General features: G+C 56.0%; 12 protein-coding genes and 4 tRNA genes. 7 read left to right on the top strand and 9 right to left on the bottom strand.

The window, feature by feature from the left end:
• Positions 1-98: 98 nt before the first annotated feature.
• On the bottom strand, positions 99-3,569 hold the full coding sequence (locus ACI7MX_RS10195) for a NahK/ErcS family hybrid sensor histidine kinase/response regulator (protein WP_405587040.1): 3,471 nt from the start codon (positions 3,567-3,569) through the stop codon (positions 99-101).
• A gap of 228 nt (positions 3,570-3,797) precedes the next feature.
• On the opposite strand from ACI7MX_RS10195, the gene ACI7MX_RS10200 reads away from it, so the two are divergent.
• The 3 genes from ACI7MX_RS10200 (at position 3,798) to ACI7MX_RS10210 (ending at position 9,138) form a co-directional block, all read left to right on the top strand.
• Positions 3,798-5,837: a membrane-associated oxidoreductase gene (locus ACI7MX_RS10200; RefSeq protein WP_405587037.1), complete on the top strand. Its 2,040-nt coding sequence runs from the start codon at positions 3,798-3,800 to the stop codon at positions 5,835-5,837.
• A gap of 141 nt (positions 5,838-5,978) precedes the next feature.
• The gene (locus ACI7MX_RS10205) at positions 5,979-7,130 is read left to right on the top strand and encodes a TDT family transporter (RefSeq protein ID WP_405587034.1); all 1,152 of its coding nucleotides are present in this window, start codon (positions 5,979-5,981) and stop codon (positions 7,128-7,130) included.
• Between the two features lie 133 nt (positions 7,131-7,263).
• Complete coding sequence (locus ACI7MX_RS10210; protein WP_405587436.1) at positions 7,264-9,138, top strand: MFS transporter; 1,875 nt, start codon at positions 7,264-7,266, stop codon at positions 9,136-9,138.
• 86 nt (positions 9,139-9,224) lie between these two features.
• Here ACI7MX_RS10210 and sugE read toward each other — a convergent pair whose 3' ends face one another.
• From sugE to rdgC, 3 genes are all read right to left on the bottom strand, one after another.
• Positions 9,225-9,539, bottom strand: a complete 315-nt coding sequence (gene sugE, locus ACI7MX_RS10215; protein ID WP_314486230.1) for a quaternary ammonium compound efflux SMR transporter SugE — start codon at positions 9,537-9,539, stop codon at positions 9,225-9,227.
• A 116-nt stretch (positions 9,540-9,655) separates the two neighbouring features.
• A complete protein-coding gene (locus ACI7MX_RS10220) occupies positions 9,656-10,621 on the bottom strand; it encodes a bile acid:sodium symporter family protein (protein WP_314486232.1) in 966 nt (321 codons plus the stop codon).
• Between the two features lie 146 nt (positions 10,622-10,767).
• On the bottom strand, positions 10,768-11,688 hold the full coding sequence (rdgC, locus tag ACI7MX_RS10225) for a recombination-associated protein RdgC (RefSeq protein WP_122784604.1): 921 nt from the start codon (positions 11,686-11,688) through the stop codon (positions 10,768-10,770).
• Positions 11,689-11,848: 160 nt separating this feature from the next.
• Between rdgC and ACI7MX_RS10230 the strand changes: the two genes are divergently transcribed.
• From ACI7MX_RS10230 to ACI7MX_RS10245, 4 genes are all read left to right on the top strand, one after another.
• A tRNA-Val gene (locus tag ACI7MX_RS10230) sits at positions 11,849-11,924 on the top strand.
• 19 nt (positions 11,925-11,943) lie between these two features.
• A tRNA-Asp gene (locus ACI7MX_RS10235) sits at positions 11,944-12,020 on the top strand.
• A gap of 217 nt (positions 12,021-12,237) precedes the next feature.
• Positions 12,238-12,313 (top strand) — tRNA-Val (locus ACI7MX_RS10240).
• Between the two features lie 19 nt (positions 12,314-12,332).
• Positions 12,333-12,409, top strand: a tRNA-Asp gene (locus tag ACI7MX_RS10245).
• A 175-nt stretch (positions 12,410-12,584) separates the two neighbouring features.
• Here the strand turns inward: ACI7MX_RS10245 and ACI7MX_RS10250 are convergent.
• From ACI7MX_RS10250 to pabB, 5 genes are all read right to left on the bottom strand, one after another.
• Complete coding sequence (locus ACI7MX_RS10250) at positions 12,585-15,023, bottom strand: TonB-dependent siderophore receptor (RefSeq protein WP_405634570.1); 2,439 nt, start codon at positions 15,021-15,023, stop codon at positions 12,585-12,587.
• Between the two features lie 76 nt (positions 15,024-15,099).
• Positions 15,100-16,077 (bottom strand): FecR family protein, encoded by a 978-nt coding sequence (locus ACI7MX_RS10255; protein WP_405591667.1) that lies wholly within the window; start codon positions 16,075-16,077, stop codon positions 15,100-15,102.
• Entirely contained in the window at positions 16,077-16,595 is a 519-nt protein-coding gene (locus tag ACI7MX_RS10260) for a sigma-70 family RNA polymerase sigma factor (RefSeq protein WP_405591664.1), read from the bottom strand. Before ACI7MX_RS10260 ends, ACI7MX_RS10255 begins: the two co-directional genes overlap by 1 nt.
• Before the next feature lie 89 nt (positions 16,596-16,684).
• Positions 16,685-17,419 carry a phosphoadenylyl-sulfate reductase gene (locus ACI7MX_RS10265; RefSeq protein ID WP_314492059.1) on the bottom strand — a complete coding sequence of 245 codons (735 nt, stop codon included), beginning with the start codon at positions 17,417-17,419 and terminating at the stop codon, positions 16,685-16,687.
• A gap of 69 nt (positions 17,420-17,488) precedes the next feature.
• Positions 17,489-18,832, bottom strand: a complete 1,344-nt coding sequence (pabB, locus tag ACI7MX_RS10270) for an aminodeoxychorismate synthase component I (RefSeq protein WP_314492056.1) — start codon at positions 18,830-18,832, stop codon at positions 17,489-17,491.
• Positions 18,833-18,934: the final 102 nt, after the last annotated feature.

The raw sequence follows: 18,934 nt of genomic DNA on the forward strand, positions 1-18,934 counted from the left end.
CAGATTCAATGAGCACACCGTATGCGAAGCTGTAATGTGAGTGCTCTGCCACCTTGATCGCAGCCTTCGTTACTCATCAGCGAAGCTGGGCGAAGTATCTACAGCGGCACATGCCGGCTCAGCAGCGCTCTCAACGCTGCTGGCTTGACCGGCTTGGGCAGATACTCAAGCCCTGCCGCATGAACTTGAGCAATCATCTCCGGTCGACCGTCAGCGCTGATGACAACGCCTGGCACAGGTTCGCCCAGCTCGGCCCGCAACCAGCGCATCAGGTCGGTGCCCACTTCACCCTCATCCAGGTGGTAGTCCACCAACACCAACTGCGGCCGAACGCCTTCATTCAGCAATGCGGCGCATTCCTCGCGATTGCGCGCGGTCCACACTCGGCAACCCCATCGTGTCAGCAAACTCTGCATGCCGATCAGAATGCTGTCTTCGTTGTCGACACACAGTACTTGAGCGCCTTTTGCTGTTGGGCCGTTTTGTTCCGGAACGTTCGGTTGCGGTGCTGCCTGACTTTTAGCCAAAGGTACACGCACACTAAATACGCTGCCTTTGCCCTCCCAAGAGCGCACTTGCAGGCTATGCCCGAGCACTTGGCACAAACCATCCGCGATCGCCAGGCCAAGTCCCAGGCCTTTCTCTGCGCGGGTCTGGTGACTGTCCAAGCGTTTGAATTCTTCAAAAATGACCTTGAGTTTGTCCTCGGGAATTCCCGGTCCCCGGTCCCACACTTCAAGAGAAAGTTCATGGCCACGTCGACGCACCCCCAACAGCACCGGCCCTTTGGCATAGCGGAAGGCATTGGTCAGAAAGTTTTGCAAGATACGGCGCAGCAATTTGATGTCGCTGCTCACCCGCAGCCGGCTACCACGCACTCTGAAGCTCAGACCTTGTTCCTTGGCCTGCGCAGTGAACTCATTGCCGAGTGTGTCGAACAGATCATTGATAGCGAAAGGCTTGATGTCGGGGGTGATTTTTCCGTTTTCCAGCCGTGAAATATCCAGCAAGTCACTGATTAAGTCTTCGGCCGAGCGCAATGAGCTGTCCAGGTGTTGCACCAGCTTCTTCGCTTCCGGGCTCAGCTCCTCTTCTTGGTGGGAAAGCGCTGAAGAAAAGAGTCGGGCGGCATTCATCGGCTGCATCAGGTCATGGCTGACGGCGGCGAGGAAGCGGGTTTTCGACTGGTTGGCCGCTTCGGCCACGCCTTTCGCCTCGGTCAGCGCCTGATTGAGTTGCGACAGCTCATGGGTGCGCTCAGCGACACGCTGCTCCAGCCCTTCATTCGCTTCGGTAAGGGCCTGCTCGGCCTCACGAAACGCGGTGATGTCAGTAAAACTCATCACGAAGCCGCCGCCCGGCATGGGGTTGCCGATCAGTTCGATCACCCTGCCATTGGGGAACAATCGCTCTGAAGTGTGTGCCCGACCTTGACGCATCCAGTGCAGGCGGCGGGCCACGTGGACTTCTGCCTCGCCAGGGCCGCACAAACCGCGTTCGGCATTGTGGCGAATGATGTCGGCAATCGGGCGCCCAACACTGATCAGCCCTTCGGGATAGTTGAACAGCTCAAGGTAGCGCCGGTTCCACGCCACCAGTCGCAGCGACTGATCGACCACGCTGATGCCTTGAGTAATGTTTTCAATGGCGCCCTGAAGCAGGGCGCGGTTGAACTGCAAGACTTCCGAGGCTTCGTCCGCAATCCGCACCACATCCTCAAGCTGCATTTCCCGGCCTTCGATGGCCGCCTTGACCACCGCGCGAGTGGACGACGCACCCAAGACCCCGGCCAGCAACCGTTCGGTATGAGCGATCCACTCACCGTCAGCATTTTGATTGGGGTTAAAGCCTTTACCCTGACGATAGGCGAAGCGGATAAAGCTCTGACGCGCCCGTTCTTCGCCGACAAAGCGCGCAGCCAAGGTCAGCAAATCATTGATCTGCACTGACAGCATCGAGCGTGCGCTGGGATGGCTGCTGATTTCCTGGCCGATAAAACGACCTGCCTGCCAGTGTTCCGAGACGCGGGTGCGCGACAGCACAGACACCCAGGCAAACAGTGTGAAATTGCCGGCCAACGACAGCACCACGCCTTGGGTCAGCGGAGTGATGGGCAAACCAAGAGGGTTGCCGTGCAACCACGCCAGCCCGGGAAAATGACTCAGATGCCAGCCCAGGCTGTGGGCAATCAGCGGCAGCACCAAGGTGTAGAACCAGATAAAGGTACCCGCTGCGAGCCCGGCGAAGACACCTCGGCGGTTCGCTTGTTTCCAGTACAGCGCACCCAGCATGGCGGGCGCCAGTTGAGTCACGGCGGCAAAGGAAATTTGCCCGATGGTGGCCAGACTGGCGGTTGATCCCAATAAACGATAACTGACATAAGCCAGCAGCAAGATCACCAGAATCGACACGCGACGCACCGAGAGCATCCAGTGGCGGAAAACTTCAAACGGGCGCTCGGCATTTTTATGCCGCAGCAGCCACGGCAGCAGCATGTCATTGGACACCATGGTCGACAGCGCCACGCTGGCCACAATCACCATGCCGGTGGCAGCGGAAGCGCCACCAATAAAGGCCAGCATGGCAAGTGCCGGGTGCGCTTGCGCCAAGGGCAGGCTGATCACGAAGGAGTCGGGCAATACCGAGCTGGGCAAGAGCATTTGCCCCGCCAGTGCGATAGGCACAACGAACAGTGCGGCCAGAATCAGATAAGCCGGGAACACCCACTTGGCCAGACGCAGGTCTTGCGGTTCGATGTTTTCGACCACGGTCACATGGAATTGGCGCGGCAGGCAGATGATCGCCATCATGGCCACGCCTGTTTGCACCACCATCGAGGGCCAATTGATGGTTTCTTTCCAGTATTCCTCAAGACGCGGAGCCAGCATGGCCTGATCGAACAGGTCCTCGAAGCCGTCATACAAGCCATAAGTTACAAAGGCACCGACGGCGAGAAATGCGAACAGTTTGACCAGGGCCTCAAAGGCTATCGCTAGCACCATGCCTCGGTGGTGCTCGGTTGAGTCGAGATTGCGGGTGCCGAAGACAATGGTGAAGAGCGCCAGAACCAGCGACACAATGAGTGCCGTGTCCTGAGCGCGAGTGCCGGTAGCGTCTGCGCCGGCACCAATCAACAGGTTGACCCCCAGCACAATGCCTTTGAGTTGCAGGGCGATATAAGGCAACACGCCCACCAGGCAGATCAACGCCACCACAATCGCCAGCGACTGGGATTTGCCGTAGCGGGCTGCAATAAAGTCGGCAATCGAGGTGATGTTCTCCTGCTTGCTGATCATCACCATCTTTTGCAGCACCCAGGGTGCGCACACCAATAACAGCACCGGGCCTAGATAGATCGGTAAAAACGCCCACAATTGTTCGGCGGCCTGACCGACGGCGCCAAAGAATGTCCAGCTGGTGCAATACACCGCCAGCGACAAGCTATACACCCATGCGCGAACCCGCGGCGGCAGCGGTTTGCTGCGCCGGTCACCATAAAAGGCAATGGCGAACATGACGGCCATGTAGGCCAAGGCTACGGCGGCGATGAGCCCGCTGGACAACGACATGGACACTCCTGAAGGTAATAGACCGCCGCAATCCGGCGACGGCAGACTAGTCTCGCATGATGCTTGATTATCGTCAGCGTCGACCAAGGTCTGAGCGTGGCGTGGGGTCGCAGGTAGGCCATCAACGCGGCAAGCATTTGATGGCTAAAAGCCTCTAATTTAATATGGCGTCCATCATAAGAAAACCTTACGCACCCAACGTAAGGGGCCAACCGCAAAGGAGAGGGTGTGAGAGCATTTGGACGTTCGTTGAGCGATTTTGGAACGCTGTTTGAATTGGAAAAGCAATTGCTTGCGGCGTGTCAAAAAGGAGGCGTCGCCCAAGGAGACGTTGAGTGCCCTGAGCACGCGACCACGCAGAACAAAGTACGTGCGGGATTTCTACGCTTTTTATTGTTGGGCGCTGAAGACGGAATTGCCATACATGAAAATGGGATTCAGCTTGGCAAGGCTTTTATAGTAGGTGCCCTCGATTTAAGAAGTGCGACAGTGGCGTACGCATTTACTCTTCGCTCATGCACGCTGACGAGAATCACGGCTTTTTCGGGCGCCCAGTTCAAGCAGACCGTGAACTTGCATGGGTCCCATCTTAAAGGGCTCAAAGCATACGGGATGTCGGTGCGTGGTGATTTTATAGCCACAAATATTCAAACCCTTCATGCAGTCAATATCGATTCTGTGTCGGTGGGCGGAGAGGTGAATTTTTCCGGTGCGCTATTCAAGACCGGTTCCAATATGTCCTTGTCGGCCACTGACGCGATCATACGGGGAGGCCTTTTTCTCACAGATGGTTTTACCGCCGAGGGGTTGGTGAGGGTCGTTGGGGCTGAAGTGGGTGGGCAGTTCAATTGCCGTGCGGGGACTTTTTTGAATGAAAAAGTCTCTTTGGATGCTGGCAACATCAAAGTGGGGCGAGGTGTATTTCTGGTGAGTGGATTCAAGTCCTTTGGAGAACTCTCCTTTATTGCTGCCACCGTTAGTGCCCAATTTGCTCTGCGAGGCGCTAAGCTTGCCTGCAAGAACGGTATGACCTTAAGAGCAGATCGCATCCGCGTGAACGGTAATATTTACCTGGACAGCGGGTTCACTTCTGAAGGGACTGTGTCTCTGAGCGGGGCGGTCATTCAAGGCCAGTTGAATTGTACGGGGGGTGTTTTTACGGGTGACGGCAATGCGTTGTTAGCCAACAGCGTGCACGTGACAGGTGCGGCACACCTTGGAGGGGGGTTCTCTTCTGAGGGCACTGTCAGTTTCAATGCAGCCAGGTTTGATAGTGATTTGATTTTTTCAGGGGCTGAAGGGGTCGGCAAGCTGGTTGCCAATCGTGTGCGCATCAAAGGCTCTCTAAATATTTTGAAAGTCAAAAATCCATTAAACAGAGTGTCACTGGCGGGGGCGCATACGACTGCACTTAATGATGATGCTGCTTCTTGGGGCAAGCATTTGGTTCTCAATGGTTTTGTGTACGAATTTTTAGACGTGCACAACACGATGACAGTTAATGAGCGCGTCGTATGGTTGGGAAAGCAGTGCATTCGTTTGCCTGCCACGGTAGGTAAACTTGCCAAGGCGAAAAAGGGTCCGCCCGCGTTTGTCCCTCAACCCTGGCTACAACTCAAGACCGTTCTGGAGAATATGGGCCGCGCTGAAGATGCCCGAGAAATTGGCATTGAGTATGAGCGCCATCGTTCAAAGTGCGGGCAAATCGGATTGGCTCCGCAAAGTTGGGATGTCTTCAGTAAATTAATCAATCGGGTTGTGGCAAAGGCACTTCACGGTCTATACGGCATTTTGATCAGCTACGGCTACCGTCCTATTTTGTTAATGCCCTGGTTTTTAGGCGTGTGGATTCTTACCACCGCTTTCTACTGGTATGCCGCCAATCAAGGGGCCGTATTCGCCCCCAGTGATCCCCTGATATTCCAGAATGATGCTTATGCTGCGTGTCGGCCACCAAGTGTAGGGCCTTCTCAACCCGGAACAGGCAACTGGTACCTCTGTGATGCTTTACCACAGGAATACACAGGTTTCAGCCCCATCGCCTTTTCACTGGATTTGCTGCTGCCTCTGGTTGATCTTCATCAAGAAAAGGATTGGGCGCCCCTGATCGAAACACCCAAGGCAAACGTAAAAGATGAGTTGCTGGGATTCTTCAGTCTCAAACGGGCGGTGAGATTCGTGATGTGGTTTGAAATCCTCGCCGGATGGGGATTCAGTCTATTGTTCGTTGTCATTGTCTCTGGGTTGGCGCGTGCCAAAGAGAAGTAATGCGGGCTTATGCGCTGCTTGAAAAAAGCAGCCCATCTCAATATCTGCAAAATAGATAACAGTTAGCGAAATTACCCGTTTTATAGATATTTAATTTGGTTCTAGTCTTACGGCACCTCATACGAGGAAGAGGAGGAACCCATGACTTGCCCAAACAAAGCTTCAACAGTGTTGCGGCCATTTAGCCAATTGCAGCACCCGCGTGAGGTGATCCGCCAGTTCACTCCAAACTGGTTTGCGGCCACCATGGGTACGGGGGTTTTGGCGTTGGCCTTGGCTCAACTGCCGGTGCAACTACCGGGTGTGCGATTTTTTGCCGAAGGCTTGTGGCTGTTCAATATTGGCTTGTTCATCCTGTTCAGCGCCTTGTATGGCGCGCGCTGGGTGCTGTTTTTTGACGAAGCACGACGTATTTTCGGGCATTCCACGGTTTCGATGTTCTTCGGCACCATCCCGATGGGGCTGGCGACCATCATCAATGGCTTTTTGGTGTTCGGTGTACCGCGTTGGGGTGACGCCATGGTGCAGGTGGCCGAGGTGCTGTGGTGGGTTGATGTGGCCATGGCGCTGGGGTTCGGTGTAATCATTCCGTACCTGATGTTCACCCGTCAGGACCATACGATTGATCAGATGACCGCTGTATGGCTGTTGCCGGTGGTGGCGGCAGAAGTCGCTGCGGCCAGTGGCGGGCTGTTGGCGCCTTACTTGACGGACACCGTCATGCAGTTCCATGTGCTGATTACCAGCTATGTGCTATGGGCGTTTTCAGTGCCGGTGGCCTTCAGTATTTTGACCATTTTGATTCTGCGCATGGCCTTGCATAAGTTGCCCCATGAAAGCATGGCCGCTTCCAGCTGGCTGGCCTTGGGCCCCGTAGGCACAGGAGCGCTGGGCTTACTGCTGCTGGGGGCTGATGCTCCGGCGATTTTTGCCGCCAATGGCTTGGCTGGCATGGGTGAGATTGTCGAGGGGGTGGGGCTGATTGCAGGCGTGATTCTGTGGGGTGTGGGTTTGTGGTGGATCGTGATGGCCGCGATGATCACCGTGCGCTACTTCCGCTCAGGTATCCCGTTCAACCTCGGTTGGTGGGGCTTCACCTTCCCGCTGGGCGTGTATTCGCTGGCCACATTGCGTCTGGGCAGCGTTCTGCACCTGACCTTCTTCAATGTTGCCGGGTGTGTGCTGGTGCTGGCGCTGGCGCTGATGTGGCTGGTGGTGGGCAAGCGCACGCTAGTCGGGGCTTATCGCGGAGAGTTGTTTGTTTCGCCCTGCATTGCCGGGCTTAAAAAGTAGGACACATGCTCAGGTTCTGTATGAAAGTGCCTAACGTGGCATTTTCCGTACAGAACCTGAGTAAGGTTGTGCCTTGAGTGTTACAACAGCACTCCAAAGAGAAAGCCTTCGGCGCAACGTGAGTACATGGATGATGAGTCACCCCTCGCAGTTCAGTTTGCTAAAGAAGCGTCGCTTCCTGCCGTTTTTCATCACCCAATCCTTGGGCGCACTCAATGACAACTTGTTCAAACAGTCTCTGATTCTCGCCATTCTTTATAAGTTGAGCATCGAAGGTGATCGTGGCATTTGGATCAACCTGTGCGCGTTGCTTTTCATTGTGCCTTTTTTTCTATTCTCGGCGCTGGCCGGGCAGTTTGGCGAAAAGTACGCCAAGGACCGATTGATTCGCCTGATCAAACTGGGTGAAATCGCCATCATGGGGGTGGGTGCCATTGGCTTCGCCTTTGATCATCTTGCGTTGATGCTGGTCGCTTTGTTTGCCATGGGCACTCATTCGGCACTTTTCGGGCCGGTGAAGTATTCGATACTGCCGCAAACCCTGCACGAAGATGAACTGGTCGGGGGGAACGGGCTGGTAGAAACGGGCACCTTTTTGTCGATTCTGGCGGGCACTATCGGTGCTGGCATCATGCTCTCGTCGAGCAATTACACCACGGTTGTTTCAGTGTTGATCATCAGTGTCGCGGTGTTGGGGTATCTGGCCAGCCGCTCGATCCCGTCGGCACCTGCCGATACGCCGCATATACGTTTGAACTGGAACATTTTCAGTGCGTCATGGGCAACCTTGCGCATGGGGTTGAACCAGACGCCGGCGGTGTCACGCTCTGTCGTGGGTAACTCATGGTTCTGGTTTGTCGGTGCGATTTACCTGACACAAATTCCGGCCTACGCCAAAGATTGGCTCTACGGTGATGAAACCGTGGTCACCTTGATTCTCACCGTGTTTTCGGTAGGGATCGCCTTGGGATCCATGCTGTGCGAGAAACTGTCGGGGCGTAAGGTCGAAATCGGGCTGGTGCCCTTTGGCTCGTTTGGCTTGACGGTTTTTGGTCTTCTGCTGTGGTGGCACTCTGGGCAGATGCCACAGAATATCCAGGCCAATGACTGGTTGGGGGTGCTGAGTTTTAGCCAGGCGTGGTGGGTGCTGCTGGATATTCTCGGGCTGGGCGTTTTTGGTGGGTTTTACATCGTGCCGCTGTATGCACTGATTCAGTCGCGCACGGCTGAAAACGAACGTGCGCGGGTAATTGCCGCCAACAACATTCTCAATGCCCTGTTTATGGTGGTGTCAGCCATCGTCACCATTGTGTTGCTGAGCGTGGCCAAGTTAACGATTCCCGAGTTGTTCCTCGTGGTGTCGCTGATGAACATTGCGGTTAATACGTACATCTTCAAAATCGTGCCTGAATTCAGCATGCGCTTCCTGATTTGGCTGCTCAGTCACTCCATGTACCGGGTGGAACACAAAGGGCTGGAGTCGATCCCGGATGAGGGCGCTGCGTTATTAGTGTGTAACCACGTGTCGTTTGTGGATGCGCTCTTGATTGGCGGTGCAGTGCGGCGGCCGATTCGCTTTGTGATGTATTACAAAATCTACAATTTGCCGGTACTCAACTTTATCTTCCGCACCGCCGGGACCATTCCGATTGCCGGGCGTGCTGAAAATGAGGCGATTTATGAACAGGCCTTCAGCAAGATTGCCAAGTTCCTGAGTGACGGTGAGCTGGTGTGTATTTTCCCGGAAGGCAAGTTGACCACCGATGGTCAGATCAACGAGTTCAAGGCCGGGGTAAGGCTGATCCTGGAGCGCACCCCTGTGCCTGTGATACAAATGGCGTTGCGGGGGTTGTGGGGGAGTTTCTTTAGTCGAGACCCGAACAAGGGCGTGTTTCGGCGGTTGTGGTCGCGGGTGACGTTGGTCGCGGGTGCGCCACTGACGCCAGAAGAAGCTACGCAAAAAGTATTGCGTGAACGGGTCATTGAGCTGCGGGGGCAGAACCTGTAGTCGCTGCCGCAGGCTGCGAAGGGGGACGAGGCGCTCTTGAGAAAACAGCTCGCTTCGCAACCTTCGGCACGACTACAACCCTGTGTTTACGCGCTCATCTTGAGGCCGACCAAGCCGGCAATGATGAGTGCAACACTGGCCAGTCGAAACAGCGCCATAGACTCGCCAAACAGGATGATCCCGGCGATTACCGTGCCGACGGCACCGACGCCGGTCCAGATCGCATAGGCCGTACCCAGCGGCAGCTCTTTCATCGCCAGCCCGAGCAAACCAAGGCTGACGGCCATCGCGGCGATCGTCAGAGCGGTCGGTAGCGGCCGGCTGAAGCCATCGGTGTATTTCAGGCCGACGGCCCAGCCAACTTCAAACAGGCCGGCGAAAAACAGAATAATCCAGGACATGGTGCCTCCATCAATTGATGGGGTCGTCCCCAGAATAATCACTCGATGAGTCGCGAGGTCGTCCTCGCCGTGGGCAAAATATGCCCGTAATTAATCTGACAGACAACCCCGGAATTTCATTCGGCAACTCGGCGTTCCGCTTCCAGGCGATCTTCCTTTTCACTCATGCGACGGAAGTACGTCGACAGCAGCGCACCTGAAATGTTGTGCCACACGCTGAACAGGGCGCTGGGAACGGCGGCCAAGGGTGAAAAGTGTGCGCTGGCGAGTGCGGCGCCCAATCCCGAGTTCTGCATGCCGACTTCCAGTGCCAGCGACTTGCGTTGGGCCAGTGGCAGTTTGAACAGGCGCCCCGTAAAGAACCCCAGTAAATAGCCGAAGCTGTTATGCAGGATCACCACGGCCATGATCAGTAAACCCGACTGGGCGATCTGTGCCTGGCTGGCGGCCACCACGGCAGCCACGATAATGACAATGCTGACGACCGAGACCAGTGGCAGTACATCGACCGCGAAACGCACGCGCGTCCCGAGCAGGCGCTGGGCCAATACCCCAAGCACGATAGGCAGCAACACAACCTGCAAGATCGACCAGAACAGGTCCATAAATGAAACCGGCAACCAAGCCGACGCCAGCAACCAAATCAGTGCAGGCGTCAGTAGCGGGGCGAGGAGGGTAGTGACAGCGGCAATGGCCACCGACAGGGCAAGATCGCCACGCGCCAGCCAAGTCATCACGTTAGAAGAGGTGCCGCTTGGGCAGCAGCCTACGAGTATCACGCCCACGGCGATTTCCGCAGGCAGGTGAAACACTTGGCAGAGCAACCACGCCACCCCGGGCATGATCACGAAGTGAGCAACCACGCCCAGTGCCACTCGCCACGGATGGCGGGCGACTTCTGCGAAGTCTTCAAGTTTAAGGGTCAGGCCCATGCCGAACATCACCAAACCCAGTAGTGGGACGATGTAGCCTTTAAGGCCGACGAACCAGCCGGGTTCGATAAACGCCAGCACCGCGAAAATCAGGACCCAGTAAGCGAAGGTATTGCCGACAAAGCGGCTTAGAGCAGCGAGTGCGCGCATGGTGGTCCTTTATTGTGATTATTGTCGGTGTAGCCGCTGCTGCAGGCTGCGAAGGGGATTGGGAAGGCCCCTTGCGGCTTATAAAGAAGCGAAGGCCCTGCGGACCTTATCGCAGCCTGCGGCAGCGGCTACAACAGCGTGAGCCGTTAGATCCCTTGCGGGGTTTCTTCGCCACCCAACGCCTCAAACAGCTGCGGCAAGAACTCGCCGAAGGTCAGCATCATCAGGGTGAAGCTGGCATCTTGCTGGCCCAGATCGTCGTCGCCGCCGTCCTGTTCAGCCTGATCTTGCAGCAGGTCTTCAAACTTCAAGCGCTTGACCACCAGCTTGTCGTCCAGCACGAAGGACAGCTTGTCTTGCCAGGCCAGGGACAGTTGAGTCACGACTTTGCCAGTGCTCAGGTGCAACTGGATTTCGTCGCTGGTCAGGTCCTGACGTTTGCAGCGAATGATGCCGCCATCTTCGTGGGTGTCGCGCAGTTCGCATTCGTCGAGGACGAAGAAGTTGTCGGCGGCTTTTTGCGTCTTGACCCATTCAGTCATCACCGCGCTCGGCGCAGTTTTCACAGCCAGCGGACGAACCGGCAAGGAACCGATCACTTCACGCAGCGTCGACAGCAAGTCTTCTGCGCGTTTCGGGCTGGAGGCGTTAACCAGAATCAGACCTTGTTTCGGTGCAATGGCGGCAAAGGTTGCCGAGCGACGAATAAAGGCGCGTGGCAAGAAGGCCTGGATAATTTCGTCCTTGAGCTGATCACGCTCCTTCTTATAAACCTTACGCATTTGTTCGGCTTCGATCTCTTCGACCTTCTCCTTTAAGGCATCACGTACAACGCTGCCCGGCAAGATGCGTTCTTCTTTGCGGGCGGCGATCAGCAGGAAGTCCTGGCTGACGTGAACCAGCGGTGCGTCTTCGCCTTTGCCGAACGGGGCAACGAAGCCGTAGGTGGCTACTTCCTGGCTTGAACACGGGCGGGCCGGTTTGGTGGCCAGTGCCGTTTCCAGCACCTGCGCATCAAAAGGCAGATCTTGGGTCAGGCGATAGATAAGCAGGTTTTTGAACCACATGGGGTGAATCACTCCTATATACAAAGGTGCATTATTCGCTTGATAGCCTTAATAGGCCAACCCTGCGCTAAGCCTTTGTCATCGTTAGAAAAATTATTTTAAAAAGTGCTTGCCAGACTATAGGTCGCTACGTAGAATGCGCGCCACACCGAGAGTGAAAGGGTGATTAGCTCAGCTGGGAGAGCATCTGCCTTACAAGCAGAGGGTCGGCGGTTCGATCCCGTCATCACCCACCATTCGCTCACAGTGTTACGCGCAGCGGTAGTTCAGTCGGTTAGAATACCGGCCTGTCACGCCGGGGGTCGCGGGTTCGAGTCCCGTCCGCTGCGCCATTTTTGTTACCACAAGCCCATTGAACGCTTGTGGTTGGGGAAGCCCGCTGAATGCGGGCTTTTTCCTGAAAGGCTTCGATTTTGCAGTTCGCTGCAGAATCAAAGAGTGGGGCGTTGGAAACGGTAGTTTTTGAGAGTTTTGAAAAAAACTCAAATAAAACAACCACTTACACAAAAAGTGTGAGAGAATGCGCCCCGCATCGAGAGTGAAGTGAAAGGGTGATTAGCTCAGCTGGGAGAGCATCTGCCTTACAAGCAGAGGGTCGGCGGTTCGATCCCGTCATCACCCACCATTCGCTTTCAGTGTTACGCGCAGCGGTAGTTCAGTCGGTTAGAATACCGGCCTGTCACGCCGGGGGTCGCGGGTTCGAGTCCCGTCCGCTGCGCCATATTAGAGTCACAAGCCCCTTGAACGCTTGTGACACGCAATAAAGCCTGCCTAGTGCAGGCTTTTTTGTGCGCGTGTGTTTTGTATATGGGCAGTCTGTAGTCGCTGCGAAGGGCTGCTCCCGGAGAGCGCCGACGACTGCTTTGAAGCCTTCGGCAGCGTCTCCAGGTGACTTTTTAGAAATCCCAGCGTGTGCTCACCATCACATTGCGTGGATCACCGTAGTAGGACGAGTTGTAGAAACCAATATTGGTGTAGTACGACTTGTCGAACACGTTGTTAAGGTTGACGGTGGCCGACAGGTTTTTCGAAATCTGATAGCGCGCCATCAAATCAACCAGCCAGTAGGGGGCTTGGGAAAACTTCTCTTGAGTGCCGCCTTTGTTCCAGTTGGTCAGCACTTGCCAGCCTGTGCTCTGCCAGCGCACGCCGCCGCCCAAGGTCAACTTGTCGAGATCTCCTGTCAACGTGTAGCTTGTGTACAGATTGATTTGATCCTCTGGTTCCCAGGTCGAGACCTTTTTACCGCTCTGATCACGACTGACTTTGTGTGTGTAGCCCGCTTGCAACTGCCAGCCAGGCAATAGCTCACCCGAGATTTCAGCTTCGTAGCCCTTGGTGGTGGCTTTAATACCTTTGTAGGCGTATTCAATGTCGGGATTGGTCGGGTTACCGTTGTAAGAAGTGTCTGCCTCTGGTCGGTTATCTTGGTGTACTTCAAAGTACGCAAGGCTAGAATTCAGACGCCCATCATAGAACTCACCTTTCAAACCCAGCTCATAATTCGTGCCTTCATCGGGCTCAAGCATCTTGTTGTCGCGATCACGGTAATAGGATTGCGGCAGGAAAATTTCCGTATAGCTGGCGTAAGCAGAAATATTTTCATTGAGGTCGTAAATAACCCCGGCATAAGGCAGCACTTTGCCGGTGTCTTTGGCTTGGCTGGTACCTGTCAGGGTGTAATTGGCCACTCGTGTTCCGAGCAGCAGGGTCAAATCGTCTGTCAGGTTAAAACGCCCGGTCATGTACGTGCCGGTCTGACGCGTGGTTTCATCGTTGTACGACGTGACTGCGCCCCAATCTGGCTCAAGCGCGTCGCCTTTCCAGTTGTAGTAGTCGTAGGCGTTGTCGATCATCTTGGCGTTGGTGTAATCCTTGCCCGTCCAGTGAGATTTGGCCGCCGAAGCACCAATCACTAATTCATGTTCACGTCCCAGCAGGCTGAATGGCCCTGTGGCAAAAAGGTCTCCGCTGTCACTGACATATTCGCCGGTGTATTTGCGAGCGAGAATAGGTGCCAAGCCGGTCGTTACATCCGGGTCGAGCAAGGCCCCCAAGGGGGCGTTATAGCCATTGATTTGATGGTTGTACTGGCCTTTGACGACCCAGCCGTTTTCGAAGTTGTGTTCCAGGGTAGAGAACACGGTGCGGGTGTATTGCTTCCAACTGCTCCATTGAGTGCCGTTATTGAAGGAGCGCGGGGTGCTGATGCGTTCACCTGCGGAGTTGAATAATGAGGCGCTGCCTGACCAGCTGGAACCTTTAGGGTTGTTGTCCTGATAGTCGGCGCCCAAGGTCAGCAGCGTGTCAGGGGTCAGGTCGACCTCAAGTATGCCGTAGTAAACCTCGCTGTCGCGCGAGTAGTGATCCATGAACGAGTGCTTATCCTGATACGCCGCAACCGCGCGGCCGCGCACATTGCCACTTTCTGTCAGCGGGCCGCTGACATCGATTTCCGAACGGTAGTTGTCCCAGGAGCCGGCCCCAAGATCCACGTGAGCCTTGAACTCGCGGGTCGGTTTTTTGCGCACCATATTGATCGTCCCGCCCGGCCCACCCGCGCCAGTGAGCAAGCCTGTGGCACCCTTCAGCACTTCAACCCGGTCATATATCGCAGTGTCGGTCAGGGTATGCCCGGCAGAATATTGCGCGTCTTGCAGGATCGGGATGCCATCGTATTGGAAGTTCTTGATCGCAAAACCACGCGAATAATAGCTGGTGCGGTCGCTGTCATAGGTGGCTACGGTAATGCCGGGGGTGTGGCGCATCACATCATCAATCGAGTTGAGGCCGAAGTCGTCCATTGCTTGGCGCGTGACCACCGAGATGGACTGCGGGGTTTCGCGCGGTGTCAGCACCATCCGCGTCGCCGTGGCAATACTGCCGGGTGTGTAGGAGCCCGTACCTTCGGTAATTGTCCCCAACTGATTGGCGCTGACCTCGGTTGCGCCTAATTCCAATGCGCCCGCGACCGGCAATGGATCGAGCCTGTAACCATTGGCCGTGTTGACAGCGGTAAATCCGGTACCGCGCAAGAGTGCTTCGAAGCCGCCTTGCTCGCTGTAGGTGCCATGCAGGCCGGGCGTCGTCAGATCTTGCAAGGTGTTGGACGGCACGATAATGGCGACCCCGGCCTGTTGCGCAAAGCGGTTGATTGCGTTGCTCAAAGGCCCGGCAGGAATGTCATAGGTTTGCACGGCCATGCTGGATTGTGCCTGGGCATATGCAGGGCTCAGTGCACTGGCAGTCGAAACAATAGCCATGTGAATGAGCAGGGTCAGCGGTTTGCAGGTGCCGGGATTAAAGCGTCTGCGCAGAGGGGGGGAGGTCAACATGAAGAGCGCAATCCTTTATGGGTCTTTGTACCTTCCTTGACGGCTGACGCGAAAAAAGCGGAACGAATGCGAATTATTATTTTTTAGATGGCGACTTTTGGCTGACCACAATGAGCCACGGTGTGTAGGTATGAATAGTCAACGACAGGGTTTCTGCGACCAGTTGCAGGGCTCTGTCGGTATCGTCCAGCGGTAATACGGCGGACACACGCAAGTCGGAAAGTGCGGCACGGTCAAACTGAATATGGCCACGTCGATGGCGTGAAATCTCATCCAGAACCTGAGGCAGCGGCTGGTTTTCCACCACCAGTTGGTGGTGCAGCCAGGCCTTGTTAATGCTGGCCGGGTCGATGTTACCAGCGAGTTCGACAGCGTTGCGGCGGATCAACGCTTGAGAGCCTGCGCTCACTTCCAATGTGCGTTGTTCATCGGCGCTTTGTGCCGCGACACGCGATTGCAGCATGCTTAGCACAGTAGTGTCCGGCAAGTGTTTGACTAAAAAGCGGGTGCCCAGCGCGCGCATGCTGCCTTGTTCGGTGTGCACGATAAAAGGCCGGGTGTTGTCGTGCGCCACTTCAATCAGAATTTCGCCCTGCAACAAGTCGATGCGTCGCAAGGTGCCATCGAAGTGCAGATTGACTGCGCTGGTGCCGCTGAGGGTAATCGTGGAGTTGTCAGGCAGGCGCAAGGTTTTCCAGTCATTGGGGCCGGTGCTGATATCGGCCATCCATTGCTCGGGATAGTGGCTGCGCATCAGCAAGGTCAGAGGTAATGCCAATGCAAACGCTAAAAGAAGTGCCCGCCGCGCGTACTTATAGGGTTTCTTCACGCTGAACGCTGCGTTCAGTGCCGCCTTGGCCGGTGCTGACTGCCCGCGCAGCGCTTTTAAACGGCTGATCACATGCTGCATGCGCAAGGCGGCAGCCTGATGCTTAGGGCTTTGTTGCTGCCAGCGGTCGAACTCAAGACGCAAGGGTTCGCTGAAACCTTCTTCGTGCAGACGAAGGATCCATTCTGCAGCTTCTTCATCAATGGTTGGCTGTGAAGAGGGCATTACGTGTCCAGGCTGTGGCTGCAATGCAATAAGGCCTGAATCAGATACTTGCGCACTGTACGGTCAGAAAGGCTCAGTTGGCGGGCGATCTCGCACTGGGTCAGGCCGTCCAGGTAATACAGCACGAAAGCCTGTCGTGCCTTTTCGTGCATCCCTTCGAGAATAAACGCGATCTGTTCGAGTGCTTCGAGGGTGGTCAGAATTTGCTCGGGAGACTGAAAGCCTTCAAGGGCTTGGGCTGTAAGTGCCAGCTCTTGAAGATAAGCGTTTTCAATTTTTTTGCGTCGAGACTGATCGATGATCAAGCGCCGCGCGGTGGTGCTCAAAAATGCGCGGGGTTCACGCAGGGTCGCGACTGATTCGCGAGCATTAAGTATCCGGGCGAAGGTGTCTTGTGCAAGGTCGGCCGCATTGTGTGCGCAGCCCAGCTTGCGTCGCAGCCAGCCAAACAGCCAGCTGTGGTGCTCGCTGTAGAGCGCTGAAATGGCAGACTGAAACGCAGGTTCGCCCGAGGACATAAGTGTGACTCAAACGTTATTGAGAATAATTACCAATTCTCAACGAAAGTGTCGGGTAAACGCAAGCCGTGCGAGCGGGATGCTGGGGACTAGTGTTTGGCGATCAGGTTACCAGCGTGCAGCCCGCATTCCTTTTGCGTGGCTTCTTCCCACCACCAGCGACCTTCGCGTTCGTGCTGGTTGGGCAATACCGGGCGGGTGCACGGTTCGCAACCAATGCTGATGAATCCCCGCTCGTGCAGGCTGTTATAAGGCAGTTCCAGCATGCGGATGTAACCCCAGACTTCCTCGCTGGTCATCTGTGCCAGCGGGTTGAATTTGTACAGGGGCCGCTCGGGTGTGGAGAATGCGCCGTCGATTTCCAGTGCGGCGACCTGGCTGCGAGTGCCTGGGCTCTGGTCGCGACGCTGGCCGGTTGCCCAGGCTTTGACCGTCGATAACTTGCGGCGCAGCGGTTCGATTTTGCGGATGCCGCAGCACTCGCCGTGGCCATCCTTGTAGAAGCTGAACAGGCCTTTTTCTTTGACGAACGGTTCCAGTTTGGTGTGATCCGGTGAAATCAGTTCAATCTGGATGTTGTAGTGCTCGCGCACTTGGTCAATAAAACGATAGGTTTCAGGGTGGAGGCGACCGGTGTCGAGGCTGAACACCTTGACGTTTTTATTGATCTTCCAGGCCATGTCCACCAGCACCACGTCTTCAGCACCGCTAAAGGAGATCCAGAGTTCGTCGCCGAAGTGTTCAAAGGCGAGTTTAAGAATGTCTTGCGGTGATTTGCTGGCGTATGTCGCGGCGGTCTGTGCGACGTCGAACGGATGGCTCATCAGGCGGCTTCCTACAGTGAATGGCGCTGGGCGCTCTCTAGTGGGCGAGATGTTAGCAAAAACCGCGGGTTACAGGGTTCGCAGCGTATCGAGCAATACCTTCACCTTCGTGATGGATTCCTGATATTCGTCTTGCCAGTGGGAGTCGGCCACAATGCCGCCGCCGCCCCAGCAGCGTGCATGGCCATCCTTGACCAGCACGGTACGGATAGCGATAGAGCTGTCCATTTCGCCGCGCACATCCAGATACAACAAGGAGCCGCAGTAGATGCTGCGCCGTGTGGGTTCCAGTTCGTCGATGATCTGCATGGCGCGGATCTTCGGGGCGCCGGTAATCGAGCCACCCGGGAAACTGTCACCGATCAGGTCCAGAGCATCCTTGCCGTCCGCCAGTTCCCCGGTAACGCTGCTCACTAAGTGATGAACATTGGGGTAGCTCTCAAGGTTAAACAGCTCCGGCACTTTGACTGAGCCTGTACGGCAGGTGCGTCCCAGATCATTGCGCAGTAAATCAACAATCATTAAATTTTCTGCACGATCCTTGGGGCTAGCCAGAAGTTCGGCTGCGTTGGCAGCATCTTCGGCGCTGTCTTTGCCTCGCGGGCGGGTGCCTTTGATCGGGCGGGTTTCAACTTGATTGTGGCTGACACGAACAAAGCGCTCAGGCGACAGGCTCAAGATCGCGTCGTCGCCAGTCAGGCTTATAAACCCGGAAAACGGCGTCGGGCAGGCCTCACGCAGAGCACGGTATGCCGCCCATGCGTCACCCTCGCAGGGGGCGCTGAAGCGCTGGGTGTAGTTGACTTGATAGCAGTCGCCCGCCTTGATGTAGTGATGGATCTGCTTCAGTGCCTGCTCGTAGTAGTGGGCGCTAATATCGGCCTGCATGGGGTGTTTCAATGAAAAAGAGCGGTGGTGCGCGGCTGCTGGCTGGCTGAACAGGTGCGTCAGGCGCTCACGCTCGGTCGCCTCAAGGCTGGGGTGAAACACCAATTGGCTGGTGGCGGCGTGATGGTCACTGATCAGTGACCAGGCATATAGGCCCAGTTGTGCGTCGGGCAGGTGTACATCGTCTTGTGAGCGTGCGGGTAGATGCTCCAGTTGGCGGCCGAAATCGTAGCTCAGGTAGCCAATCAGGCCGCCGGCAAAGGGCAGTTCGAGCCCGGTCGGCAGCGTGGCATTGCCGAGCTGCTTGAGGCTGTCGCGCAAGCGTTGCAGAAAATCGCGCCCCGACTCCTGCGGGCGAACGGCCAGTTCTTCGAGCGGCCAGGCACTCATCAGGTCATAACGGCCACGGTCGGCAGTGGGCCGACCGCTGTCCAGCAGCACAGCGCCGGGGGCATGGCGAATGGCTGCAAAATAATCGGCAGGGTTGGCGCAGTAGGGCAGCGGGTGTACGGAGCAGGTCAACATGTGAGGCAGATCAGCCATCGGAGCGGGGGGGGGCAGATTGTAGTCCTGAGTGCCAGCGCAACGCTAATCCCGTAGCAGCTGCCGAAGGCTGCGTTCGATTGC

It is taken from the genome of Pseudomonas sp. 2024-210, from assembly GCF_045062345.1.
GTDB lineage: Bacteria > Pseudomonadota > Gammaproteobacteria > Pseudomonadales > Pseudomonadaceae > Aquipseudomonas.